The sequence below is a fragment of the Paenibacillus sp. GD4 genome, assembly GCF_030846225.1.
Classification (GTDB): domain Bacteria; phylum Bacillota; class Bacilli; order Paenibacillales; family NBRC-103111; genus Paenibacillus_G; species Paenibacillus_G silviterrae.
This window is the reverse complement of the sequence record NZ_JAVCYK010000002.1, coordinates 1,972,491-1,996,285: the sequence shown is the minus strand read 5'-3', so window position 1 is coordinate 1,996,285 and position 23,795 is coordinate 1,972,491. Positions and strand designations below refer to the sequence as shown.

General features: G+C 50.1%; 23 protein-coding genes and 3 pseudogenes. 7 read left to right on the top strand and 19 right to left on the bottom strand.

Annotation, left to right across the window (positions count from 1 at the left end; translation table 11 throughout):
- Nucleotides 1–79: 79 nt before the first annotated feature.
- The 15 genes and pseudogenes from RAC89_RS31445 to RAC89_RS31380 all read right to left on the bottom strand — a co-directional run bounded on the left by RAC89_RS31445 (nt 80) and on the right by RAC89_RS31380 (nt 14,426).
- On the bottom strand, nt 80–235 hold the full coding sequence (locus RAC89_RS31445) for a DUF1540 domain-containing protein (protein WP_284645317.1): 156 nt from the start codon (nt 233–235) through the stop codon (nt 80–82).
- 46 nt (nt 236–281) lie between these two features.
- Nucleotides 282–1,259: a FecCD family ABC transporter permease gene (locus RAC89_RS31440; protein ID WP_306617689.1), complete on the bottom strand. Its 978-nt coding sequence runs from the start codon at nt 1,257–1,259 to the stop codon at nt 282–284.
- Nucleotides 1,256–2,281, bottom strand: coding sequence for a FecCD family ABC transporter permease (locus RAC89_RS31435; protein ID WP_306617687.1), 1,026 nt, complete (start codon nt 2,279–2,281; stop codon nt 1,256–1,258). The genes RAC89_RS31440 and RAC89_RS31435 overlap by 4 nt, the downstream gene beginning before the upstream one ends.
- A 53-nt stretch (nt 2,282–2,334) precedes the next feature.
- Complete coding sequence (locus tag RAC89_RS31430) at nt 2,335–3,303, bottom strand: ABC transporter substrate-binding protein (RefSeq protein WP_306617685.1); 969 nt, start codon at nt 3,301–3,303, stop codon at nt 2,335–2,337.
- Nucleotides 3,304–3,328: 25 nt separating this feature from the next.
- Complete coding sequence (locus RAC89_RS31425; protein ID WP_306617683.1) at nt 3,329–4,183, bottom strand: ABC transporter ATP-binding protein; 855 nt, start codon at nt 4,181–4,183, stop codon at nt 3,329–3,331.
- Nucleotides 4,184–4,579: 396 nt separating this feature from the next.
- Nucleotides 4,580–4,888, bottom strand: a complete 309-nt coding sequence (locus RAC89_RS31420; protein ID WP_306617681.1) for a hypothetical protein — start codon at nt 4,886–4,888, stop codon at nt 4,580–4,582.
- A gap of 236 nt (nt 4,889–5,124) precedes the next feature.
- On the bottom strand, nt 5,125–6,729 hold the full coding sequence (gene pckA, locus RAC89_RS31415) for a phosphoenolpyruvate carboxykinase (ATP) (protein ID WP_373430101.1): 1,605 nt from the start codon (nt 6,727–6,729) through the stop codon (nt 5,125–5,127).
- On the bottom strand, nt 6,723–6,890 hold the full coding sequence (locus RAC89_RS31410; RefSeq protein ID WP_306617679.1) for a GapA-binding peptide SR1P: 168 nt from the start codon (nt 6,888–6,890) through the stop codon (nt 6,723–6,725). The genes pckA and RAC89_RS31410 overlap by 7 nt, the downstream gene beginning before the upstream one ends.
- Entirely contained in the window at nt 6,866–7,903 is a 1,038-nt protein-coding gene (gene gap / locus RAC89_RS31405) for a type I glyceraldehyde-3-phosphate dehydrogenase (protein WP_306617676.1), read from the bottom strand. Before gap ends, RAC89_RS31410 begins: the two co-directional genes overlap by 25 nt.
- 373 nt (nt 7,904–8,276) lie before the next feature.
- Complete coding sequence (locus tag RAC89_RS31400) at nt 8,277–8,675, bottom strand: gamma-glutamyltransferase (RefSeq protein WP_306617674.1); 399 nt, start codon at nt 8,673–8,675, stop codon at nt 8,277–8,279.
- Between the two features lie 22 nt (nt 8,676–8,697).
- Nucleotides 8,698–8,823, bottom strand: a pseudogene (locus RAC89_RS31835) (ABC transporter permease); the annotation flags it as partial.
- Between the two features lie 50 nt (nt 8,824–8,873).
- Nucleotides 8,874–9,679, bottom strand: a pseudogene (locus RAC89_RS31395) (ABC transporter permease); the annotation flags it as partial.
- Nucleotides 9,680–10,245: 566 nt separating this feature from the next.
- Nucleotides 10,246–11,661, bottom strand: coding sequence for an NAD-dependent malic enzyme (locus tag RAC89_RS31390; protein WP_306617672.1), 1,416 nt, complete (start codon nt 11,659–11,661; stop codon nt 10,246–10,248).
- 50 nt (nt 11,662–11,711) lie between these two features.
- On the bottom strand, nt 11,712–13,136 hold the full coding sequence (gene aspA, locus RAC89_RS31385; protein ID WP_306617670.1) for an aspartate ammonia-lyase: 1,425 nt from the start codon (nt 13,134–13,136) through the stop codon (nt 11,712–11,714).
- Between the two features lie 24 nt (nt 13,137–13,160).
- Nucleotides 13,161–14,426, bottom strand: a complete 1,266-nt coding sequence (locus RAC89_RS31380) for a cation:dicarboxylate symporter family transporter (RefSeq protein WP_284645310.1) — start codon at nt 14,424–14,426, stop codon at nt 13,161–13,163.
- 210 nt (nt 14,427–14,636) lie between these two features.
- Here RAC89_RS31380 and RAC89_RS31375 point away from each other — a divergent pair, with 210 nt between their 5' ends.
- Both RAC89_RS31375 and RAC89_RS31370 read left to right on the top strand, forming a co-directional pair.
- Nucleotides 14,637–15,911, top strand: coding sequence for a sensor histidine kinase (locus RAC89_RS31375; protein WP_306617667.1), 1,275 nt, complete (start codon nt 14,637–14,639; stop codon nt 15,909–15,911).
- Between the two features lie 4 nt (nt 15,912–15,915).
- Nucleotides 15,916–16,839: a DNA-binding domain-containing protein gene (locus RAC89_RS31370; RefSeq protein ID WP_306617665.1), complete on the top strand. Its 924-nt coding sequence runs from the start codon at nt 15,916–15,918 to the stop codon at nt 16,837–16,839.
- A 32-nt stretch (nt 16,840–16,871) separates the two neighbouring features.
- Here the strand turns inward: RAC89_RS31370 and RAC89_RS31365 are convergent, their stop codons facing one another.
- A complete protein-coding gene (locus RAC89_RS31365; RefSeq protein WP_306617663.1) occupies nt 16,872–17,165 on the bottom strand; it encodes a Ger(x)C family spore germination C-terminal domain-containing protein in 294 nt (97 codons plus the stop codon).
- A gap of 725 nt (nt 17,166–17,890) precedes the next feature.
- On the opposite strand from RAC89_RS31365, the gene RAC89_RS31360 reads away from it, so the two are divergent.
- The 5 genes from RAC89_RS31360 to RAC89_RS31340 all read left to right on the top strand — a co-directional run bounded on the left by RAC89_RS31360 (nt 17,891) and on the right by RAC89_RS31340 (nt 22,253).
- A complete protein-coding gene (locus RAC89_RS31360; RefSeq protein WP_306617661.1) occupies nt 17,891–18,046 on the top strand; it encodes a hypothetical protein in 156 nt (51 codons plus the stop codon).
- A gap of 136 nt (nt 18,047–18,182) precedes the next feature.
- Nucleotides 18,183–19,733, top strand: a complete 1,551-nt coding sequence (locus RAC89_RS31355; protein ID WP_306617659.1) for a spore germination protein — start codon at nt 18,183–18,185, stop codon at nt 19,731–19,733.
- Nucleotides 19,730–20,830, top strand: coding sequence for a GerAB/ArcD/ProY family transporter (locus RAC89_RS31350; RefSeq protein WP_306617657.1), 1,101 nt, complete (start codon nt 19,730–19,732; stop codon nt 20,828–20,830). The genes RAC89_RS31355 and RAC89_RS31350 overlap by 4 nt, the downstream gene beginning before the upstream one ends.
- On the top strand, nt 20,827–21,936 hold the full coding sequence (locus RAC89_RS31345; RefSeq protein ID WP_306617655.1) for a Ger(x)C family spore germination protein: 1,110 nt from the start codon (nt 20,827–20,829) through the stop codon (nt 21,934–21,936). Before RAC89_RS31350 ends, RAC89_RS31345 begins: the two co-directional genes overlap by 4 nt.
- A gap of 167 nt (nt 21,937–22,103) precedes the next feature.
- Nucleotides 22,104–22,253, top strand: a complete 150-nt coding sequence (locus RAC89_RS31340; RefSeq protein ID WP_306617653.1) for a hypothetical protein — start codon at nt 22,104–22,106, stop codon at nt 22,251–22,253.
- A 392-nt stretch (nt 22,254–22,645) separates the two neighbouring features.
- Here the strand turns inward: RAC89_RS31340 and RAC89_RS31335 are convergent, their stop codons facing one another.
- From RAC89_RS31335 to RAC89_RS31330, 3 genes and pseudogenes are all read right to left on the bottom strand, one after another.
- Nucleotides 22,646–23,044, bottom strand: a complete 399-nt coding sequence (locus tag RAC89_RS31335; protein ID WP_306617651.1) for an NUDIX hydrolase — start codon at nt 23,042–23,044, stop codon at nt 22,646–22,648.
- A 33-nt stretch (nt 23,045–23,077) separates the two neighbouring features.
- Nucleotides 23,078–23,161: pseudogene (locus RAC89_RS31830) on the bottom strand (hypothetical protein); the annotation flags it as partial.
- A 233-nt stretch (nt 23,162–23,394) separates the two neighbouring features.
- Complete coding sequence (locus RAC89_RS31330) at nt 23,395–23,631, bottom strand: DUF3977 family protein (RefSeq protein ID WP_306617906.1); 237 nt, start codon at nt 23,629–23,631, stop codon at nt 23,395–23,397.
- Nucleotides 23,632–23,795: the final 164 nt, after the last annotated feature.

Below are 23,795 nucleotides of genomic sequence, written 5' to 3'. Positions count from 1 at the left end.
TAGTGATAATCATTATCAATTAGGGATATACTAGGAAGGTAAAAGAAAAGGAGGCAGTCGTCGCTGCCCCCTCCCCTCTTTACAGTTTCGGTTCAAACGTCTTGCAATCCGTTTCCTCTGAATGGGCAGCCTTCTTGCCTCTGTGGCTTACTACATAGATAGAGGAAGCGTTGCACTGATTGCCTGCAGCCCAATACTTGCAGGAATTGACTTCGCATAATACGTCTTTAGCCATACTGATCTCACCTCCCTGAGATCAGTATGGCCTTTTCACGTTCCTTTTAGCCTTTCGATTCTTTTCTCAGCAGCCACAAGAAGTACGGAGCTCCAAGAACTGCGCATACAATGCCGACAGGGATTTCCTTCGGTACGATAATCCACCGGCCCAATAGGTCGCTTAACAGAACGAGCATAGCACCCAAATAGCCCGCCATGAGAAGAAGTCCAAAGTGTTTGGGCCCTGCCAGCCTCCTTGCCATATGCGGGGCTATGAGCCCTACGAACCCGATCGAGCCCGAAACAGCCACACATGCCCCTGTCACCAGAACGGCCAGCAGCAGTACGACCGTCTGAACACGGCCGACCGCAACCCCCAAGGAGCCGGCTGTTTGCTGACCTAGGCTTAGGAGATCCAGTTGTTTAGCGTAATAGAGCGCAATGAGCGTAACGATCACGATCCAAGGAAAAAGTAAAAGCACATGCTCCCAGCCTCTCCCCCAAAGACTACCGGCCAGCCATAATAAGGCGGTATTCGCATCAACGGCGTGTTTGACGGTAACGTATTGGATCCCTGCCGTAAACAGCGCGCTGATCCCTATCCCGGAAAGCGCCAAACCGGAAGGTCCCATGCGGATGCCCGCCGATAAGATGAACAGGATGGCTCCGGCCAACCCGGCGCCCAAGAAAGCGACGAAGGGCAGTACTCCCGGCGGAGACTTCGGAAGAAGCACAATGAAGAGAACCGCCGCCAGGCCCGCACCCTTGGTGAGACCAATCACGTCGGGAGAGGCAAGCGGATTACGGATGATACCCTGGAGAAGGACGCCCGCCACTGCCAAGCCCGATCCGATGAGGACCGATAGAACAATTCTTGGTAAGCGGTATTCCATCAAGATGAATTGATGCTGTTCTTCCCCGCCCCCGAGCAGGACCTGGGCGATCCCGGACATCGGGATGGATACCGCGCCCACTCCTGCGCTTATCCAACAAACAACAAGCATAAGCAGAAGCCCTCCGGCTATGACCAGCGTACGTTTCATTCCGCTCGCCTCCCTCTGCGAACCAAGTAAAGAAAGAAGGGGGCACCGACCGCTGCGGTCACAATCCCTACAGGAGCTTCGAACGGGTACGAAATAAAACGAGACCCTATATCGGCGTAGAGCAGCAAAGACGCCCCTAGCAATGCAGATAAAGGGATGACAAAGCGGTGCTCCGTTCCAACCAAGGCACGTACGATATGGGGAACGACCAAGCCGACAAAGCCGATGGGACCCGCAACCGCAACCGAGACCCCGGCTAATACAATAACTAAGATTCCTGCTGCTGAACGAACATAGCGGATATGCAGGCCCAAGCCTTGGGCCACGTCATCTCCCATATTCAACACATTCCAAGACCCGGAAAGTATTAGTGCCCCCAATATCCCTATCAGCCACCAAGGAAGCATGAGGAAAACGTCGTTCCAATCGCTGCCGTCGACGGCTCCAGCCATCCAGAATAAAATATTTTGTGTTTTCTGGTCATGTAATACGATAAGGCCCTCCGTCACCGCTGAGAGCAGCATACTGACGGTCATTCCGGCCAGCGCGAGCTTCACAGGTGTAAATTTCCCGCCGCCGGATGCCATGGTGTACACAAGCCATCCGCCTAGCGCAGCCCCCAGAAAGGCGGAAATAACCAGCTGGGAAGGCGTGAGCGAAGGGATAAAAACGATAGAAGCAACCACGACCAAGGCGGCACCGGAGTTAACTCCGAAAATCTGCGGAGAAGCCAGCGGATTCCGTGTAACCGCCTGCATAATCACACCCGCAACGGCTAGACTCGATCCAACCATGACGGCTACGAGAGCTCTCGGCAGCCTAAGGGTTCGGACGATCAGTTGCTCCTTCGTTTCTTGAGCTCCTATGAGACCATACCAAAGATCCTCCCATCGGATGTGGGAAGAGCCCAGCTTGATGCTGGCTGCAAAGCCAATAGCGCCCAAGATGCAGCTTATGGCTAACCAAATAACAAAATGCTTCAAACCGCTGTGTTCATGCTTATGTATTGTCACAGTGCTCATGAATCGCTTTCCCCCAAGACAAGCGAAAAGCGGGAGTCCTCTCCCGCTTCCCCCTATTTCTTCTGTCCGTATAGCAGTTGAATGGCATTGCCGCCAATGGTCTCGGCAGAGATTAAACCTCTGGAAAGAGACCACATTTTCCTGTCTACCTCATATATCTGTCCATTCTTTACAGCTGGAATCTGAGACCACAACGGATTCTTCTTCCACTCGTCCAGCACCGTCTTCTCTCCTGCATTCACCATCAGGAACAAAACCTCAGGGTTCGCGGAAACAAGCTGCTCCAGCGTAATTTTCGGATAGGCATCGTTGCTTTGGATAGCATCCTTCAGCCCGAGCTGCTCTAATACCGATCCGGCATAAGCCTTCGACGTGTGGGCAAAAAATCCGGCTGCGGTGACTACCGCAGGCAGTACAGTTCGCTTTTCCCCGGCAGGAATTTGCTTCTTCAGCTGTTCCAGCGCAGCCTGGTGCTCTTTAAGCCTTTTCTCAGCCTCAGCCTTCATCCCTAAAGCGTCGGCAATCGCGTGAAAGGATGCCATATTCTCATTGTAATCCGAGCCTAAACTCTTTAGCTCAATCGTAGGAGCGATTTGCTCCAGCTTGCCGTACACCTCTTTGTGCCGGCTGACATCTGCAATGATAAGATCAGGCTTAACGGAAGCAATCAGCTCGAAATTCACCTCGTATCTTGAGCCTAATGAGGTATATTTTTGGATTTTTTGCTTGATCGGTTCAATAATGTTGTTCGCATCTCCGTCATCCGCCACCCCTACAGGGGATACGCCGAAGGTTGCGAGAGCGTCCACAAAGGAGAACTCCAGAGCGACAATCCGCTTCGGTACTCCCTGCAGCTTCGTTTCTCCCAGCTCGTGCTTGACCGTACGCACTTCTTGATTACCGGCTTTCGCCGGGTCAGCCGGTGCAGCGCCTCCTTTAGCGTTAGTATCCACGGACTTACCGCAGCCCGCCAATACGATAAACAGAGATAAAAAAAGATAAATCCAAGCTTGCCTCTTCATGTTCAATCCCCTTACAAATGATTTATTATACTCCTACTAGCGCGGGTTCTTGCTTCGATTCTTGCTGCACGGGAACCGTTGCCGACTTGGTTGAGGAAACGAGCTCGTACGGCAAGCATAACGGGACGCCCGTTCGAGGATCGGCAATGATATCGGCTTTTATTGCGAAAACATCTTGAAGCATTTCCGGGGTCATCACATCAAGAGGGCTCCCTTCGCTGATAACCTTGCCGTGTTTAATCGCTACCATATGATGAGCATACCGGGAAGCGTGATTCAAGTCATGCACGACCATAATAATCGTTCGCTGAGAAGCGGCGTTCAGCTCCTCCAGCAGCATCAGAACCTCCAATTGGTGAGCCATATCGAGATAGGTGGTGGGCTCATCCAGGAACAAAATATCGGTTCCCTGCGCTAAAGCCATGGCGATCCAAGCTCTCTGCCGCTGTCCTCCGGAGAGCTGATCCACCGGGCGCTCCCGAAACGCCGACATGCCTGTGGCATCGATAGCCCACTCGATCATTCTTTTATCCTCCGCACCTAACTGGCCGAAACCCTTCTGATGGGGGAACCTGCCGTAAGACACCAGCTCGCTCACGGTAAGCCCTTCCGGAGCGGTAGGATTCTGCGGGAGAATGGCAAGCTGCTTGGCTACCTCCTTCGTGGATTGGCGATGAATGGATTGCTCGTCAAGAATGACGCTGCCGGCCTTTGGCTTCATAATGCGGGCCAGCGTTTTTAGAATGGTCGATTTCCCGGACCCGTTGGCTCCTACTAAAGCCGTAATTTTCCCATCGGGTATCGACAGATTTAATTGCCGGACAATGAGACGCTCCTCATAGGCAATGTCCAATTGTTCCGTATGCAGTCGGAATGTCATTTCCTTACTGCCCCCTTACCGGATTATTTTTCCTGTTAATAATGATAATCGTTATCAATTAGAGCTGTCAACCATTATTTCTCAGGATCCCGTCTGCTTCAACAAATAAAGGCAATAATGATTGCCGGAAATCTGACGACACAAATGTTCCTACATAAAGTAAAAGAAAGTTGTTCCATCTAACGTCTTATCCTGCGACATTTTCTGAAAAGTGCGATAACGGCAAAAAAAGCCAGGTGACAATTTGTCCCATGGCCTTCAAAATTCAAAGAATATAAGTAATATTACTTAATAGCGAGATGCTGATTCGATTCCATTTAACGTAACAGAAAAATGTAAAGTAAATAGAAAACTAAACTCATTGGTACCAGTAAGAAATAAGCTTGTTTTCAAGCCCTACTGAGCAGATTCATAACCAATAAAAATGATGTGGAGACTTTTGCCCTCAATGATGATTGAAAGGACAACTACCCCAAATTGGGTGAATAGATTTGATTGGGCACTTACAATCGTCATTGTAACCTGATGGCTTGGATAGGTCTTGATAAACCCAACTAGGAACAGGACAAGAACAGATAAATAAACAGAAAATCCAAAAATCCATATGCAGAATTTCGGTAAAACAGAGTACAAAGACGGCAACACTTTGTTTAATTGCTTTTCAGTAATTTCACCTAACCATTCGAACAACAAATATATCATCATAGATATAGCTACTAGTCCAATAATGAAGGAGGGTTCCCCAGTTCACTGCATCCTCTTTTATACCATGCCGATCCCCTTACGCCGGAGGATTCTTCACTGTTGTTCCGAGCTCAAGGCACCGTGTCCTTCGTCTATACACGCGAGACTCGGCTTCCTCTTTTCCCTCTTGCGAGTCCTCGGATCCCATCCGGCTTTATTATGATCAACGTCGTTTCCATCTCGTAAGTCCCCCGTAGCTAGGATTTATCCTGAAGCGGTCCGGCCATGACAACCGCATCGCCGACGTTGGCGAATTTTTTAAAATTCTGGATAAACCGGTCAGCTAATTTTCTCGCAGACGCTGTATACGCCGCTTGATCTTCCCACGTATTACGGGGCTGCAATACCTCGCTTGGAACACCTGGTACGGCAGCGGGGCAATGAAGTCCAAAGATCGGATCCATCGTATAACTCACCTGCTCAAGCGAGCCGTTTAATGCTGCGGCAATCATCGCTCTAGTAAACGATAAATCCATTCGGCGTCCAACTCCGTAGGGACCGCCGGTCCAACCGGTATTCACCAAGTACACCCGGGATTGATGCTCGTCGATCCTCTGTCCGAGCAAGTGTGCATAATCCAAAGCCCGCAATGGAAGAAACGGCGCACCGAAGCAGGCGGAAAAGGTGGCTTCTGGCTCGGTGACCCCTCTCTCCGTACCTGCAAGCTTTGAGGTGTAACCAGATAGGAAGTGATACAACGCCTGCTCCTTCGTTAGCTTCGAGATCGGAGGAAGCACACCGAAGGCGTCCGCTGTCAGAAAAACAATGACGCTAGGATGCTTTGCCGTGCTAGGGATCACCGCTTGCGAAACGGACTCCAGTGAATAAGCAGCGCGCGTGTTTTCTGTAATGGACGTATCTCCGAATTCGACCATTCCCGACACAGGGTCTATAATGACATTCTCAAGCACTGCTCCGTAGCGGATCGCCTGCCATATTTGGGGTTCTTTATCTTGAGACAGGCCTGCACACTTCGCGTAACACCCTCCTTCGAAATTGTAAATGCCGCGATCCGTCCATCCATGCTCATCATCTCCGATGAGGCGACGAGTCGGATCTGCAGAGAGCGTAGTCTTCCCTGTTCCAGATAGACCAAAGAAGAGGGCCACTTCGCCCTGATCGCCTATATTTGCAGAGCAATGCATTGGCAACACGCCTTTCAGCGGCAACAGGTAATTCAGCACGCTGAAAATCGACTTTTTGATTTCTCCCGCATACTCCGTCCCCCCGATGAGTACGGTTTTTCTCTCAAAGGATATACAAATAAAGGTTTCCGACCGTGTGCCGTCCAGTGTAGGATCCGCTCGCAAGCCCGGCAGGACTATGACTGTAAACTCGGCTTTGTGTTTCAGCAGCTCCTCCTGGGAAGGACGAATAAATAGCTGCTTAACGAACAGACTATGCCATGCATACTCACTGACGATCCGGATGGGAAGCCTATATTCCGTGTCGGCGCCTGCGAAGCCGTCAAAGACGAACAATTCCTTCTCCACCATGTAATCTTGTACCTTCTGAAACAGCCTGTCGAACTTCCTCTGACTTATCGGCTGATTAACGGCCCCCCAGTCGATGCGATCTCTCACAGAAGACTCATCGACAATGAACTTATCCTTTGGGGACCGGCCGGTATATTTACCGGTAAACACCTGCAGAGCACCATTCCCGGTTAGAACGCCTTCCTTACGTTCCAGTGCTCGCTCGAGTAATTGCGAAACAGGTAAATTATAATGAGTGATGCCTGCCTTTAATTGCAGATTCCCTCCGCCCTTCATGCCAATTATACCCTCCGGAGAATTTAACATTGTGCGTCTGCCTCCCTTTTGAGCCGCACCTCATAGCAATCTTGCTCTTGGCAGTCCGAATAGTACGTAGTTACTTTTTCCGCATCAAAGGTGCCGATCACGGTGTGACAATACTTGCACAGAATCACTCCAAGCTCTACGCGAGCAGCGTCTTTGTCCATACCTGCTCCATCCTTTCCGCCATGAGCTGAACCAGGTCGGAGACCCGGCTCGCGTACGCCCATTCATTATCGTACCAAGCCAATACCTTAATCTGATCCCCCATGACCATCACTGACGGTCCGTCAACCACAGCCGACTGGGAGCTGCCGATGTAGTCGGCCGATACTAGAGGCTCATCTGTATACCCGACATAACGGGAGCCCCTGCCCTCAGACGCCGCTTTGAGCACAGCTTTGACCTGTTCAATCGTAGTGCTGTGACTCACCTTCACGGTTAAATCAATTAGCGAAACGTCTTGTGTCGGAACACGTAGTGAGATACCCTGGATGCGGGATGCAAGATGCGGAAGTACATCGGCAAGCGCATGGCCAACCCCTGTGGTTGTAGGTACGATCGACTCCGTGCATGCCCTGGCTCGGCGGAGATCCTTGTGCGGATTATCTAAATGCTTCTGATCGGAAGTATAGGAATGCACTGTCGTCATCCAACCGCTCTCAACCCCAAAGGCCTGATCCAAAATATGCAGAACCGGGGAAAGACAATTGGTTGTGCAGGAGGCCGCCGACAGCAGCCGATGCTTATGCGGATCATACAGATGATCATTAACACCCATCACTACCGTAAGATCCATATGCTTGCCTGGTGCGGTAATCAATACATGAGATGCTCCTGATGAAAGATGCATAGCTGCTCTATCTCGATCATTAAATTTCCCTGTTGCATCAACAACCAGCTGGACACCGAGGCTCCCCCATGAAATATTTGCCGGGTCGCGTTCGAAGGTAACATGAATTTTATGTCCGTTGATGACCAGCATGCCATGGTTCACGGAAATGTCAGCATCCCATCTGCCGTGCACCGTGTCATATTTCAAGAGGTGCGCCACGGTTTCAACGGGATAAATGCAATTGATCGCAAGCAGCTTGAACCCCCTACGACTCACGTCACAAAGCTGTCTTACGACAAGTCTCCCGATTCTTCCCATTCCACTCACTGCGATACCTAGGCTCAACAGGATCCCTCCCCTAACCAGAATAATCTTGGTATTCGTTTATATTGTACATAATAAACGTTAAATTGTACATACTAAATAAGATATATTGTGTATTAAATATTTTAATATGACCTAACATATTTGTTATTGACGTAATATATATTAAGTACTTCCCTTTAATGCGGGCTTCTCCACTCTATCATTTGTATGTTGTTCCTTTAAACGGTACGTAGGAAAGGACAAGTACCCAAACTCCAGCAGATCAAGACATTCCTCACAGATCTCCTCATTCAGGGAGATGTTACCCGTTACCCAACAGCATAGCTTGCAAAATGAGCAATGCTCCACTCGATTCCCCCCTAAGTCTGGTCACCGTCATTTGTCAGCTTATCTACATTCGCTTGATGATGCATTTCCCTTTCCTGCGCGGGTCTGCTACACCATACATCGCACCATGCTCCCCCAGAACCATCCCATGAATGCCCCCATATCGAATCGGCACGGGATGATGCTGTAAACGATAACCGAGATGAAGAAGCTTGTTCTTTTCCTTTATGTCCAAATCTTCTTCCAGAAATATCAGTCTCTCGTCCAAGTAAAAGCGGGGCAGTCTAACCACTTCCTCAAGGCTGAGCTTGTTCTGCAGGAAACGAATCAACAGGCGTGTGAGTATGGTCGGAACCCGGTTCCCCCCCGATGAGCCCAATGTAAAGAAGGGTTTGCCTTGCTTGAACAGAAGCGTCGGAGAAACAATCCGTTCCCAAAAGATACTGGCTGCTTCCTCCGTCACCCCACGAAGGCCGCTTCAACAGGGCAGACGGATTTACCTTCGCCAGATCATATGGAGCGAGCCAAGGGGCGAAAACAGCAATGAAGATCAGCGTGGCCACGATGATCATGCCGAGGGTTCCCGTTTTACTACGAAGCAAAAGCGACATCCCGCGTCGAAAACTAATAGTTTTCATATGAATCGCTCTTTCTTACGTTATTATTTGTACTTGATTCTCGGATCCAACCATTTATATATGATGTCCGCAAGCAAATTGGAAAGGATGACGACCAGCGTAATAATAAAAACGGAGGCTTGGACGATCGCCATATCCTTGCGGCTGATCGCCTGGACCAGCAGCTGGCCGAGTCCGGGCCAGGGGAACACGGTTTCGGTGATTACCGCGCCGCCGATCAGCGTCGAGGCCTGCATGGCGACGATGGTCACCACGGGAATCAATGCATTACGGAAGGCATGCCGGTAAATGACGAGTGTTTCGATGAGCCCCTTGCTTCTTGCGGTTCGAATGTAATCCTGCTATAAAATTTCAAGCATTGCCGATAGGATTAATCGGGTAATTTGGGCGGCGACGCCAAAGCCAAGCGTTACGGCCGGCAGCATCAGATGCTCCATTGTGCCTCTACCCGAAACCGGCAGCAGGCGGAGCTGAACGGAAAAAAGCATGATCAGCATAATGCCGAACCAAAAGTTAGGCATGGCTTTCCCCAATACGGCAATGCCGCTAATGATGACATCCAGCCATTTGTTCTTGTGGGTAGCGGACCATACGCCGAATGGAACCGCGATCAGAACGGCGATGAGAGTGATGCCGCCGCCAGCTCGAACGTTGCCGGAAGCCTCTCCAGCACGAAAGGCAAAGCCTCTTGGCTGTAGTAATAGGATTTGCCAAAGTTACCCTGAACGACACCCCAAAGAAATGCAGCGTATTGGATGTAGAAGGGACGATCCAAATATAGAGCTTCCCTTAACGCATCGCGATCGGCATCTGTTGCATTCTCAGGAAGCCTGGACCAGAACATCAGCAAGCCTCCTTGTCCATCTTCCCAAAGGAAAGGTCCGTCCGTAACGTAGTTGACCTCCCAAACCTGGCGCGGCCACGGCGCAGAGGATGCCCTAAAATACAAAGACAGATGTCGTTCAGGAGCTGGTCCGAGCACCGGAACTGCCCAACCTCTCCTACGGGGGAGTTGCTCTGGAGAACAGATACACCGTAGATAAGATCTGCCTGAGCCTGCCGAAATTTCAGCGACAAATACCGGTATCCCTGTAGGTGGGGGAATGTATGGTGGTACCTCCATTTTACCAAGGAACGGTTTCTTTTTGTTTACAAAAGGCCATCCCAGGTCATTACTATGACTTTTGGGACAGCCTCCATTTTTCGGAGTTTTTATTTTATATTGGGTATCCTATCAATAAATTCATCAGAGGTGTAACTGTATGAATTCATTAACTGCTTTATTGGTCCTATCGTCTCCTAAAATGTCAAAAAAATAGAAATAATACCAAATAACGTCCGCTCAGTCCGTTAAGGCAGCACCCTGCCTAACGTGTTAAAAGAAGCAGCGTTCCCTTACTCTTTATTGGATTCTCTCTGCATTTTTCGGGCAACCCCGGTACGGTAAGCCGCTTCAATCACCGCTTCTCGCACCTTTTCCACTACTTTCAGATTAAACACGCTCGGAATGATATACGTTTCGTTTAATTCCTCATCGGTTACGACGGAGGCGATCGCCTGCGCAGCCGCAAGCTTCATCGCTTCGTTGATTTCGCTCGCCCGGCAATCCAACGCGCCGCGGAAAATGCCCGGAAAGCAAAGCACGTTGTTGATCTGATTGGGCTTGTCGGACCTTCCCGTTGCCATGACTCTAACGTACGGCTTGGCCAGCTCCGGATCGATCTCCGGAATCGGGTTCGCCATCGCAAAGACGATCGGGTCTTTCGCCATGGACCGGACGTCCTCCACCTTCAATATATTCGGAGCCGACACGCCGATAAAAACATCCGCATTCCTGATCACTTCGGACAAGCTGCCGGTTTCCAGATTCGGATTCGTCATCCGGGCAAATTCCGTCCAATGAGGATTGTTGTAATGCGCTTCCCGATGAATGGCGCCATCACGGTCCACACCGATCAAATTGCGTACGCCGGCGGCCAGCAGCATCTTGGAGCAAGCGATGCCCGCAGCGCCGATCCCGTTCACAACAACCTTAATATCAGACATTTGTTTGCCTGTAATTTTGAGCGCATTCAACAAACCGGCCAGTAGGACGACAGCCGTTCCGTGTTGATCGTCGTGAAACACCGGAATATCGAGCTCCCGCTTCAAGCGCTCCTCGATTTCGAAGCAGCGAGGCGACGAAATGTCTTCCAGATTGATGCCTCCGAAGGCCGGGGCCATGGCCTTTACCATGCGGACGATTTCGTCCGGGTCCTTCGTGTCCAGGCATATCGGAAAAGCATCCACGCCTGCGAATTCCTTGAACAGCATGGCTTTGCCTTCCATTACCGGCATGGCCGCGAGCGGTCCGATGTCGCCAAGTCCGAGCACGGCCGTTCCGTCGGATACAACGGCGATCGTATTCCGCTTGATCGTCAGCGAATAGGCTTTGCTCGGCTGCTCCGCAATCGCCGTACACACTTTGGCGACACCCGGGGTGTAGACCCGTGACAAATCGTCGCGGTTTTTCACCGGAATTTTGGAGGCGATCTCGATTTTCCCGCCCAAGTGCACAAGGAACGTACGGTCGGAGACGTTAATCATTTTCACGCCTTTTAGCTTTTGAAGCGATTCGCCGATCTGCTCGCTGTGCATCTGGTCGGATACATTCACGGTAATATCGCGGACGGTGCTTGAACGGCCTGACGAGATGACGTCGATCCCTACGATGTCCCCGCTTGTCCTTTCGATCGCAGCGGCGATATCGCCGAGCGAGGTTTGTTCTTTATCGATTTGAAGACGATAGATCATATAGGTGCTGGCTGACATGTTTTTACACAACTCCTTTAATTAGGTGAAACGGTTGCTGCATCTGCTCTTTAGTTCTTGTCCAATAGCTCCGCCCCCGCAATTCCGGGGTTCGTCATTTCGTAAGGATCGAGAATGAGCTCAAGCTCCTTTTCCGTTAAAACATTGTAAAGCAGGCACAGCTCGCGTACCGAACGCCCCGTCAAAATCGCTTCGCGCGCAATTCTCGCTACGACTTCATAACCCAGATGTGGGTTGAGCGCAGTGATAATCCCGACGCTTTTCTCCACATACTCTCTGCAGCGCTCAACGTTCGCTTCGATTTCTTCCAGGCAATGGATGCGGAACACTTTAAACACTTGATTCATCATGCTAAGCGATTGCAGCAAATTGAACACGAGCACGGGCTCCATTACGTTAAGCTCTAGCTGCCCGGCTTCGGAAGCGAGACATATCGTATGGTCGTTGCCGATGACCTGGAACGCTACCTGATTGACGACCTCCGCCATGACCGGATTCACCTTGCCCGGCATGATCGACGAACCGGGCTGGCGCGCAGGCAGGTTCAGCTCCCCGAGTCCCGTACGCGGGCCTGAGGCGAGCAGACGCAAGTCGTTCGAGATCTTGGACATGTTGATCATGCAAACCTTCAGCGCCGCGGACACCTCGGTATAAGCGTCCGTATTTTGCGTAGCGTCCACCAGGTGATCCGCATTAATTAGCGGCAGTCCCGTGAGCTCGGCAAGCAGCTCCACGACCCGCTTAATGTAGCGGGGATCGGCATTCAGACCGGTTCCGACGGCCGTTGCGCCCATATTGACTTCGTATAAATGCCCGCGGGTTTGCTTGATCCTCTTGATATCGCGCTCCAGCACGCGGCTGTAAGCTTCGAATTCCTGACCGAGGCGGATCGGTACGCCATCCTGCAGATGCGTCCGTCCCATCTTGATAATCCCGTCGAACTGTACCGCTTTTTTGCGGAACGCGGCAAGCAGCTCCTCCATCGTCACGATCAGCTTTTCAATTAAAGAAAGCGTCGAGATATGAATCGCCGTCGGAAACGCGTCGTTGGTCGATTGAGCCATATTCACATGGGAGTTGGGACTGACTTGAAAATAATCTCCCTTCGTTCCTCCAAGAATCTCGATCGCCCGGTTGGCGATCACCTCGTTGGCATTCATATTGATGGAGGTTCCGGCTCCGCCTTGGATCGGATCGACGATAAACTGATCGTGCCATTTGCCGTCCATGATCTCCTGGGCCGCTTGCACGATGGCATTCCCGATCTGCGGATTCAGCTGTCTGATCTCCATGTTCGCCGTAGCGGCTGCATGTTTAACCGTTGCCATCGCACGAATCAGTTCTTCGTGAATGCGGTATCCGGTTATCGGAAAATTTTCAACGGCGCGCAGCGTTTGAATGCCGTAATAGGCGCCGGCCGGTACTTCCTTGGAGCCGAGAAAATCTATTTCCACCCTGAGCTGTGCTGTTGTCATCGTCGTTTCCCCCTATTTTTCGACTTATGCAGCTTGTTTGACGGACTCTAAATATAACTCGCCTTTCTTCCGGTCGTACTGTCCTTCCCATTTCGCCATGACAACCGCAGCTATGGAATTGCCGATGACGTTGACCACGGTCCGGGCCATATCCAGAATTCGGTCAATCCCGGCGATAAAAGCAAGACCTTCCAGCGGAATCCCGACCGATCCGAGCGTAGCGAGGAGTACGACGAACGATGCGCCCGGCACACCGGCAATTCCCTTCGAGGTAAGCATCAAGACCAGCACCAGCATGATTTGGGAGCTGAGCGGCATATGGATGCCGTACATTTGCGCGATAAATAAAGCGGTTATGGCTTGATACAGCGTAGAGCCGTCCAGATTAAACGAGTACCCCGTCGGTACGACGAAGGAGGTGATCGCCTTCGGAACGCCGAAGCGCTCCATCTTCTCCATCATCTTGGGAAGAGCCGTTTCCGAGCTTGCCGTCGAGAAAGCAAGGATGAGCTCGTCTTTTAAAATGCGAACGATTGCCATAAGGCTGGTGCCGCACAGCTTGGCGATCAGGCCGAGGATGATGGCCACGAACAGGAACATGCCCACGTATACGGCTAACACTAACTTCCCGAGCGGAAGCAGGGAACCGACCCCGAACTTCGATACCGTCATCCCGATCAATCCGAATACGCCGATCGGCGCAAACTTCATGATTTGGTTCGTTACCCAGAACATCGACTCGGAAACGCCTTGGAAAAAAGCCAGCACCGGCTTCCCTTTGTCGCCGATGGCGGCAATGCCCAAGCCGAAAAATACCGAGAAGAAAATGATGGCCAGCATATCGCCTGCCGCGAACGACTCGAAAATGTTTTTCGGGACAATATTGACGAAGGTATCGGTGAAGCTGTGACTGGTCACCTTCTCGGTCGTTTCAACATATTTCGAAATATCCGACTTGGCTAGTCCGGCCATATTGACACCGGCACCGGGTTGGAATACATTGGCTATGAGCAGACCGAAAATAATGGCGACCGTCGTCACAATTTCAAAATAAAGAATCGTTTTGCCACCGAGCTTGCCAAGCTTTTTAATATCCCCAACACCCGCAATGCCGACGATCAGAGAGGAAACGACAATCGGAACGACGATCATTTTGATCAGACGAATGAAAATATCTCCCACCGGCTTCAAGAAGCTTTCGATAGCCGGGTTTCCATAAAAAACAGCCCCTACCGCCACGCCCAATACAAGGCCAATCAGGATTTGAAAAGCCAAACCAAATTTTTTCACTGCAGACTCCCCTTTTCTCTTCATTGTTAAGCGCTTTCTTTTCATGAAAGCTTGCTGCCTTGGATGAGTCTAATTGTATGGGGATTCTATAGAAATCTATATAAATCTACTTTTTGGTCTTTATTTTTTTTTAGAATCGGCCAAGGAAGGAATACTACGAACGATGTCGAAAGACTTTACGTCGATTTGGAAAGGAGGCCGGGCGCCGCGTTGAAAGAAAAATGGTTGACTTTCATGCTGATGATCGTTACGGTACCTATTGCGGGCGAATTGAATTTTTACCCGTTTCAAAATGATTTTCGGGTTAGTCTGGGAACCCCCGCCTTCTTTCTGTTCCTGTTATGGCTTCGGTCCGTCTCTCCGCTTGTCTCGGGATTGCTGGTCGGCGCCGCGGTTACGATCTTCCGCATGGGACTGGAGACGACGCTCGGGCCGCTTCGGGACTGGGAAGCTGCTTTTCAGCATCACTATCCGGTATTTTTTTATTACTTGACCTATGCGATCGTCTTCTCGGCGGTTCGAATGAACCGGCATCATCACCGGCCGCTTCTGCTCGGCGTATTGGGCGTGACGATAGAAATCGCCGCGACTTCGGTGGAGCTGCTGCTGCGCAGCCCGGCGGCAGCGCCGCTGACTGCTTTAGCCACTTGGAAGCAAATTGCGCTTATCGCTTTTTTTCGGAGCTTTTTTGTGCTCGGTTTTTTCAATCTGGTAAAGCTGAGACAATCCAAAGCTGCCGAAGAACAGCAGCGCAAAGAAAAAGAGAAGATGCTCGTGCTGATTTCCGAGCTTTATGAGGAAACGATCCAATTGAATAAAACGCTGCACAATGCGGAAAATATCGCCCAGGACAGCTACCGGCTTTATCAATCCTTAAAGGACAACCAGCATCTGCTTCGGGAAGATCTCGCTCAGCAGGCACTCCGGATCGCCGGGCAGGTCCACGAGATTAAAAAAGACAACCAACGGATTTATGCAGGACTATCCGGTTTGATCTCGCATGAAAGCGAATATTTGCCGCTGGAAGAACTGGCGGGAATCGTTCTGCGCTCCAATCGAAAGTATGCCCGTTCGCTCGGTAAGAAGATCGGGCTCGACTTGCACATGGATGGTGTCTTTCCCCCGTGTCATGTCTACGCAACCTTGTCAATTCTCAATAACTTGGTCGCCAACGCCGTTGAGGCGATAAAAGAAACAGGCAGTATCCGAATTGTAGTTAAGCGGGATCACAATACCGTCATTTTCAGCGTAGCCGACAATGGGCCGGGCATTGCCTCCAAGCACGTGGAAAAAATATTCTTTCCCGGCTTTACTACGAAATACGATAAATCCGGTAATGCTTCCACAGGTATCGGCTTGGCTTACGTCAAGCAAGAGGTCGAGAGAATGCTCGGCACCATACAAGCCGGCCCCGCCGGCGGAGGGACAGGCGCTGTCTTCACCATAACGCTCCCTCTCGATCAAATAGCAAAGAAGGTGGAATAGCGCGATGCGATTCTATATTGTCGATGACGACCCGGCCGTCCGCTCCATGCTGGAGCAAATTATTGAGGATGAGGATTTGGGAACGATTGCGGGGGAAGCCGAAGACGGTGCGCAAATCGATATCGCTTTACTTGCCATGAAGCAAGTCGATATCGTGCTGATCGATTTGCTAATGCCCGTTCGTGACGGCATCGAGACCGTACGCGAGCTGTCCGGAGGCTTCGACGGGAAGATCGTCATGATTTCCCAAGTGGAGTCAAAGGAGCTGATAGGCAAAGCATATTCGCTCGGAGTTGAGTATTACATTACAAAGCCTATCAACCGGTTGGAAGTGATTTCCGTTCTTCGTAAGGTGACGGAACGGCTGCGGCTGCAGCACTCCATTAAAGATATCCAGAAAACGCTGAATGCCATCGGCTTAAGCGGCGCGGCACCGGCTAAAGAGCCTTCCGCAGGCGAAAAGAGCATTGTGTCCTGCGGAAACTACGTGCTATCGGACCTCGGGTTGATCGGTGAAGCCGGCGTCAAAGACTTGCTGGAAATACTCGATTATTTATACCGGTACGAAAGCAGCAACCCATTAGAGCAGGGCTTCCCACAGCTGCTGGAAATCTATCAGCAAATCGCCCGGAAAAAGTTAGGTCCCTCGGCTACCGCAGCCGGCATAAAAAAAGAGATCAAAGCGGCCGAACAACGGGTTCGACGGTCGGTAAACCAATCGCTGACCCATCTGGCCTCCCTTGGCTTGATCGATTATTCGAATCCGAAGTTCGAGCAGTACGCTACCAAGTTTTTCGACCTAAGCGATATACGAATCAAAATGAGGGAGCTGGAAAGCGAGCAAGCTTCCTCTCCCGGCTTGATCCGCCATAATATAAAAAAGTTTATTCAGGTGCTATATCTGGAATCGAAAAAGCTCATGGAATAGCTGCGAGGCCGGCATCGTTACCTGTGCTGCAGCTACCCCTTTTTCGCTCCTTTGGTTCCAAATTCCTGGATCTTCACGTTTACTTTAACATCCACCTGCATCTCGCTAAATTTCCGGTCCCAATCTTTTTTCATCCTTTTCCACATTTGCGGATATTTTATGCTGATTTTTTTTCCGAAGCCCGCTACGTCCACCTTGAGATCCTTTTGCATTTTGGAAAGCACCTTTTCGGTCGCATTCCGGATAGCCTCAACCGTTGCTTGTTCCGCTCGATGTATGAAGTCTTTTTCAAAAGCTTCGCCCGGGTAAACCCAATCTTCCCTCAATTACCTTCTGTCGCGATTTCTACCGCAAAGTAGACGGTATCGCCGTTGACTTGGGGGCTGATTCTGCTTTTCAACGTTCGGATTTCGAAAACCAATAAAGTTCGGTAATTTCTCCGTGTGGCTCGGTTAAAACTGCCCGTCTTACCCTTACATTAGCATTCATTCTATTCACCTTGTACCTCATAATTATAATTACATATTGTACCACATCATGCAGTTAATTGATGAAGATAAGAGCCGGTTAACGTAATATAGCTGCCAGTCATTCTCGGCGGCAGCTTCTTGATGTGTAGGATTACACCATGTTCCCAGTCACAATGACTGGGAAAAACGTAATTAATTGACGCTTCTTTTCCCTCCAAACTACCCTTTCAATTTACTCATCTTATTTTACCATATATTGTAACTATCCTCCCTCTATGGAGAATCTATTTTCTCTTAAAATCTCCTGTTTTCTTATAAGCGGTTAAAATGGTAATTTGTGGTCACACCTTTGGATCTACACATGTGGTCTCATGGGGTCAACCCTCCCATGTCTCACGGAGTCTACGCTCCCGCATTCCTTCATTCAACCTGTCCATGAGGTGGAGTCGGATAAGCTGCCCGACAGGATCTCTCGTCCGTATGTTTGTGTAATTCTCTGTGCTTTCATGTTTGGGGTTTTACTCTACACTGGATTTTTTCAGGAATGGTCCTTGATTTGGAGATAGTGTTTCGGGAAGGTTTTGCCTCGTGGAAATGGCTACGCGGCGGCCACAGGAGATTCAAAAGTCATTGCCTCGCGGCGGTGGATTCCTTCCGGGCAGTGCTCGGTTTCCGGAACAGGCGCCGAAGGGAACCTTGACGGATCCATGACCAGAGGCAGCGATGGGCGCTGGTGATGTAGGCCCGACCTAATATTTTCTCAGGACGTGTCTACGAATTATTTATCTGAACCCGGCCGTCTGAATAAATTTTCATTTTTTATCCATCTTAAGTTACAAAGCAGAATGTACGGTCGGGAAGGTGTGGTTGGTAATGTTCTTGTTCATGCGCTTTTTCAACAAAAAACGGAACGCCCAGTCGTCGGCGGCAAACCGTCCGAAGGAGCTGAATATCGACTCCCGCCCGCTCCATCGCGAAATTACCCAAAATATCGAAGAAATCAAACGTTTATTCCCTGCCTCACCCGACTTGGCCGTGTATCGTTTTTTCGCAGGTCCGCAGGAAATTCCGGCGGTTTTGGTCTATTTGGACGGTTTGACCGATAAAAATTCGATCAATAACAACGTTTTGCGCCCGTTGATGAATCAGGCCCCTGAGGGGAACGATCGCATTCCTGTCCCCACGATCAGCGGCGTTCGCCATGTAACCGTTTGGGGAGATGTGGAACAAGCCGTCCTTTCCGGCGAAAGCGTCCTGTTCATCGAGGGAGATCAGGTAGCCCGGGTTTACGACACCCAGGGTTGGCCGCAGCGTGCGATCGAAGATCCACAGCTGGAAAGCTCACTGAAGGGCGCGCACCAAGGCTTCGTGGAAACCGGAATGCAAAATATTGCGCTCATTCGCCGGTACGTTCCAAACCGAGAGCTCCGAATCGCCGAGCATTCCGTAGGACGGCGCGGCAAATCAAAAATCTGGATCATGTATTTGCAAGACGTCGCCCATCCGGAAGTGCTGCAGGAGCTGCAGGATCGAATCCGGCAGTTGGACATCGACGCGATCGTCAATACCGGCGAATTGGCTGAGTTAATTGAGGATAACTCCTTCTCCCCGTTCCCACAATTTATTTTGACCGAACGGCCGGATACCGCTGTATCTCAGCTGCTGCAAGGAAGATATGTCGTTGTGGTGGATCGCTCGCCAAGCGTCATAGTCGCCCCAGCGGCGTTCATTTCATTTTTTCAAAGCGTGGACGATTACAATTCTCGTTGGCTAATCGGCTCATTTCTGCGGCTTCTTCGGTTTGTGGCTTTTACGATCGCCGTTTTTTTGCCGGCCGTTTACATCGCGTTCATCTCGTTTAACCATGAAGTCATACCACTGGAGCTTTTCTTGTCGATCGCCGAATCAAGGGAACGCGTCCCGCTTCCTCCGTTACTGGAAGCGCTGTTGATGGAGATCATGCTGGAAATGATACGGGAGGCAGGCATACGGCTGCCCGCCCCCATAGGACAATCCATCGGAATGGTAGGTGGCATCATCGTCGGACAGGCCGCCGTACAGGCCCACATCGTCAGCAACATTATGGTCATAGTGGTCGCGTCCACCGCGATCGCGTCTTTTACCATCCCGAACTACGATATGGGAACAGCCATCCGTCTTTTGCGCTTCCCGATGATGCTGATCGCCTCTCTGTTCGGCATTATCGGCATCGTTGTAGGGTTAATGATGCTGATTGCCCATTTGGTGTCGCTTGAATCGTTAGGAACCCCTTACGGGAGCCCGCTGGCCCCGTTCCGTTGGGCGGACATGAAGGATACGTTCGTCCGACTGCCGTTATGGAGCATGTTCAAGCGGCCCAAAAGCGCCAGACCCGTTCAATTCATCCGTAAAGAGCCTGATGATCCGAAAGGAGGCGCTCCGTGAAGAAATACAAATTTAACGAGATCACCTTGATGCAATATATATTAATCTTATTCGGGGCGCAAGTTGGTACAGGCATTCTTTCGCTTCCGAGAGAATTGGCGGCGAAAAGCGGGACCGATGGTTGGATCTCCATCATTATCGCCTGGGGTGTCAATTCCTTCGCGGGCTTCCTAACCCTGCTAACGTTACAACGATTTCCGGAGGATACGCTTCCTGATTTGCTGTGCCGGCTGTTCGGGAAATGGATCGGGAAGCTGGCTCTTCTTCCGGTGATCGCTTATTTTCTCTTTTTTAACTGGACTAGTATGGTTCGGGGAGTGCTGTATATCAAGGCTTGGTTTTTGCCGATGACGCCAGATTATATCGTCATGCTGCTGTTCGTCGTGCCCGTTTTCATGATTGCGCGCAACGGGCTGCGCGTGCAGGGCCGATATAATGAAATCGCGTTCTACCTTACGGTGTGGATGCCGATATTCCTTATATTTCTATTGTGGAAAGGGCACTGGATTCACTTACTGCCTCTGTTCAAGGAAGGAGTCAAGCCAATCATCAATGTCGTGCCTACGACCCTGCTTTCCTTTTTGGGGATTGAAGTGCTTTACTTTATCTATCCGTTCCTGCAAAAAAAACAATACGCCCTGCGCGGATTCATGATTGCCAACGGGCTTACAGGTCTGCTTTATTTGTACGTGACGGTCGTCTGCTTCGTCTATTTCGCCCCGGACGACATAACGCAATATAACCAGCCGGTGCTGAATTTGCTTCAAGTGATCGAGTTCCGGTTTTTGGAACGTTTCGACATGGTGTTTCTGGCGTTATTTTTACTCGTCGTTTCACGGTCATGGGTTCCGTACATTTTTTGTGCGGTATTCAGTACAAGCCATCTGATAGGCAAAAAGGACCATACGCCCCACAGTGCTTGGTACCTGTTCGCTTGCATCGTTGCCGTTTTTCTGGTACACCCCACATGGAATATGTCGGATCGGTGGGCGAAGCTTCATGCGTATTTCGGTTCGTTCTTCATTTACCTGCTGCCCGTCGTCCTATACATCTACGTCCGCGTATTGGAAGCTTTCAGGGGGAGACGCGTCTCATGAGACGAAGCTTGATATGTTTGTTTGTTACGATGGTTTTCTTAACAGGATGCATCGATAAAAGGAACATTGAGGACGTTTCGCTTGTTCTGCTCGTAGGCATTGATTTGGACGAAAATAACGATTTGCTCATTTCCGCATCCAGCCCTGTCTTTAACAAAGAAGCGACGGTTAAGGAAGAGTTTTATCAAGTAAAGGCGATGACGCTCCGCCAATCCCGCGATGAATTCGACAAGGTCTTCTCGGCGCTGCCTTCGGCAGCGAAAACGCAGGTGATCATGATCGGAAAAAGGGTGCTCGAGCATGAAGATTGGTTCCCACTGCTCGACGTGTTTTACCGGGATGCACGGAATACCGTTAATGCTACAGTCGTCATGGTAGACGGAACGGTATACGACATCGTAAGCTATTTGCCCAAAAACAAACCACGTCTCCCCATGTATATGACAAAGCTGATTCGAACGGTGTACTACAGCAACTTAACCGTAAAAACATCGCTCCAGGAACTCCGGAGGCAAATGATTGAAAAAGGAATAACGGCGAGCATCACCCAAATGCAAAAAAAAGAGGAAGTGGTGATCACCGGAACCGCGCTGCTCGATCAAAAAGGCAAGCATGTGCTTTCCATCGACGGGGAGGAAACCAAGCTGCTGCACATTTTGCAAAATAAAACGCAAGGTGTGTTTAGCTTTACCTTGACCCATCCCGTGAAAGCAGCCAGCAACATGTTCAAGCCCGGCGCCTTTTCCTTCTCAGCCTCCGGCATATCTGCGAAAACTAAGGTAAGCCATAAAGACGGCAAACTCAAATTCGATATTGAGATCAATATGACAGCCGTCTTGACCGATCGTCATTTCAAGATCGATGTACGGCAAGAAGCGCCGAGATTGGAGCGCGAAATGGCGGAAATATTGAAATCGCGTTTCGAGCGGCTGATCGGCAAGGCGCGAGCTGCCAAAATCGACCCGTTTGGATACGGTCTTTACGCTCGGGCCTTTGCATACGATGAATGGAAGAAAGTTCAGGATCGTTGGGGAGATGCTTTTTCGGAGGCGGACGTGAACGTGAACGTCAAAATTAAAATCGGTGCAATGGGGCCTATCCATTAATCTAAACCTTGCCGCGCAATCACTTGTCCTTTCTTCCCTGACCGGCACCGTCAATTTAGTTCACGGGGCTTCCATCTCATTGGATTTGTCAAACTCTTCAGGTGCCTATTTCCGCCCTCGACCATCCATTAGAGCACCTTCTCCTCTCTGCTGTTGTCTCTGACATCATGGGGGTGAGCAGTCGCGATATGATGGATGCCATGATCGAGGGCGAAGAAGATCCGGAGAAGCTAGCTGCCTTCGCAAGGCGAACACTGAAGAAAAAGAAAGAAGAGCTCGAGCTAGCCTTGCGTGGAAAAATGAGTGCCCACCAGTAGTTGTCAACTGCTGTCTGCTGTTGCTCATCATTGCCCCAGCCAAAGACAGGTACAAAGTCGTACTCTTTCAGCCTTTGACATAACGGTAACGAATCAATGATTAAGTCAGCAAATACTGCGTTGTTGCCATCTTTTGAAACATCTTCTCCGTATCTGCTCGCTAATTTTGTTTCCAGAAAGTTTATATTAGTCATTGCCTAAAGCCCCCAGTATCAGATCTTTACGTTACAATCAATATTAGCACATAATTGAAGTATTCTGCCCTTTCGTTCAACGCGGCCAAGGAGCAGTTGCCGTGGCGATCTGCTCCTTGGTTATTGCGCTATCGTTCCCAGTTAGCGTAAAGCCGGCGCGTAAAAAATCTCGATATGTGGTTAGATATTCAGTTGCGGTTAGCATATGATCTGCTCGTCATGCAATTTGCGAATCACGATTTCGTGTGCGGGAAAAGCGATCCGAGGGAGCTCGTCGAAAGAGAAGTATCCCACTTGGTCGATTTCGTCTCCCGCACTAAGCTCGCCGCCGGTTTCTTTAACCATAAACCAGATCATGACGCTTTGCTGTTCGGGATTATACCATTCAGTGCCTACGTACGGCTCACCATAAAGGGAACAGACAGTATAGAGGGAGGTAAGCTCTATGCACAGCCCCGTCTCCTCCAACATTTCACGCTTCGCCGCCTCATACACGTCCTCTCCCCACTCCACATGACCGCATGGCACGCACCATTGCCCGCTGTAACGCCCCCGCTTTCGACCAAGCAGCACCTTGCCGTTCCGGATGAGGATCATAGCTACACCTGCAGAAGGATTCTGATAAAAAACAAACCCACACACGCTGCATACGGGCCTCTTTTTCTCGTTAAGTCGCAGGGAACCCCCGCATTTGGGACAATAGTTGTATCTCATCAGCAATCCACCGCCATTATAAGGAAGTCCTTCTTCGCTCCGATTGTATCTTACTTCAGCCAGGCCCTCCAATACATGTTTGCGAAGAATTTGTTCTCGCTATGCGATCAAGGAAAATGGGTAGACGGTTATGGGGTATCCTGCCCTTTCAACGCGGCCAAGGAGCAACTGCCGTGGCAATCTGCTCCCTGGTTATTGCGCTATCCTTCCTCATTACTCTCAATGACCAACGCTTAAGAGCTCGTTATTCCAAATATAAATTTAAGTGCAAATCTACCTTTTTTACTGAACTTGAAGCCTTGTTTTAAATCTAGGATTAATACGGTTTTACAAATCCAAATCCTAATATAAACCGATTGGAACCTTATCGGTCGTGCTATACCTTTCTCTTCAAATTCTGTTCCATCATCTAGTTCTGTTTCAGTTCTGATAAACCATCTGTTACCTAGACCAAATTCAATGTACTTCAGATTCATTACCTCCATAGGAGCCACCCAGTTTGAAGAAAAAATTGCCGTAGTATTCCCGGCAGCCATTAACCTAACGTTCCCAGATAGCTCAATAAGGCTGCCGTTTCATGACGAACGAACTTCGTCCTGATGGTATATTGAGCTATATGGCTGCGAAAGCAGAC

Bases quoted from the DNA above. Each gene is read 5' to 3' on its own strand.
- RAC89_RS31445 (WP_284645317.1), bottom strand. From the start codon at position 235: ATGGCTAAAGACGTATTATGCGAAGTCAATTCCTGCAAGTATTGGGCT.
- RAC89_RS31370 (WP_306617665.1), top strand. From the start codon at position 15,916: ATGCGATTCTATATTGTCGATGACGACCCGGCCGTCCGCTCCATGCTG.
- RAC89_RS31355 (WP_306617659.1), top strand. From the start codon at position 18,183: ATGTTCTTGTTCATGCGCTTTTTCAACAAAAAACGGAACGCCCAGTCG.
- RAC89_RS31410 (WP_306617679.1), bottom strand. From the start codon at position 6,890: ATGGACAAAGACGCTGCTCGCGTAGAGCTTGGAGTGATTCTGTGCAAG.
- aspA (WP_306617670.1), bottom strand. From the start codon at position 13,136: ATGACAACAGCACAGCTCAGGGTGGAAATAGATTTTCTCGGCTCCAAG.
- RAC89_RS31440 (WP_306617689.1), bottom strand. From the start codon at position 1,259: ATGAAACGTACGCTGGTCATAGCCGGAGGGCTTCTGCTTATGCTTGTT.
- RAC89_RS31390 (WP_306617672.1), bottom strand. From the start codon at position 11,661: ATGTCAGCCAGCACCTATATGATCTATCGTCTTCAAATCGATAAAGAA.
- RAC89_RS31425 (WP_306617683.1), bottom strand. From the start codon at position 4,183: ATGACATTCCGACTGCATACGGAACAATTGGACATTGCCTATGAGGAG.
- pckA (WP_373430101.1), bottom strand. From the start codon at position 6,729: ATGTTAAATTCTCCGGAGGGTATAATTGGCATGAAGGGCGGAGGGAAT.
- RAC89_RS31340 (WP_306617653.1), top strand. From the start codon at position 22,104: ATGGGGGTGAGCAGTCGCGATATGATGGATGCCATGATCGAGGGCGAA.
- RAC89_RS31435 (WP_306617687.1), bottom strand. From the start codon at position 2,281: ATGAGCACTGTGACAATACATAAGCATGAACACAGCGGTTTGAAGCAT.
- RAC89_RS31420 (WP_306617681.1), bottom strand. From the start codon at position 4,888: ATGATGATATATTTGTTGTTCGAATGGTTAGGTGAAATTACTGAAAAG.
- RAC89_RS31345 (WP_306617655.1), top strand. From the start codon at position 20,827: ATGAGACGAAGCTTGATATGTTTGTTTGTTACGATGGTTTTCTTAACA.
- RAC89_RS31430 (WP_306617685.1), bottom strand. From the start codon at position 3,303: ATGAAGAGGCAAGCTTGGATTTATCTTTTTTTATCTCTGTTTATCGTA.
- RAC89_RS31335 (WP_306617651.1), bottom strand. From the start codon at position 23,044: ATGATCCTCATCCGGAACGGCAAGGTGCTGCTTGGTCGAAAGCGGGGG.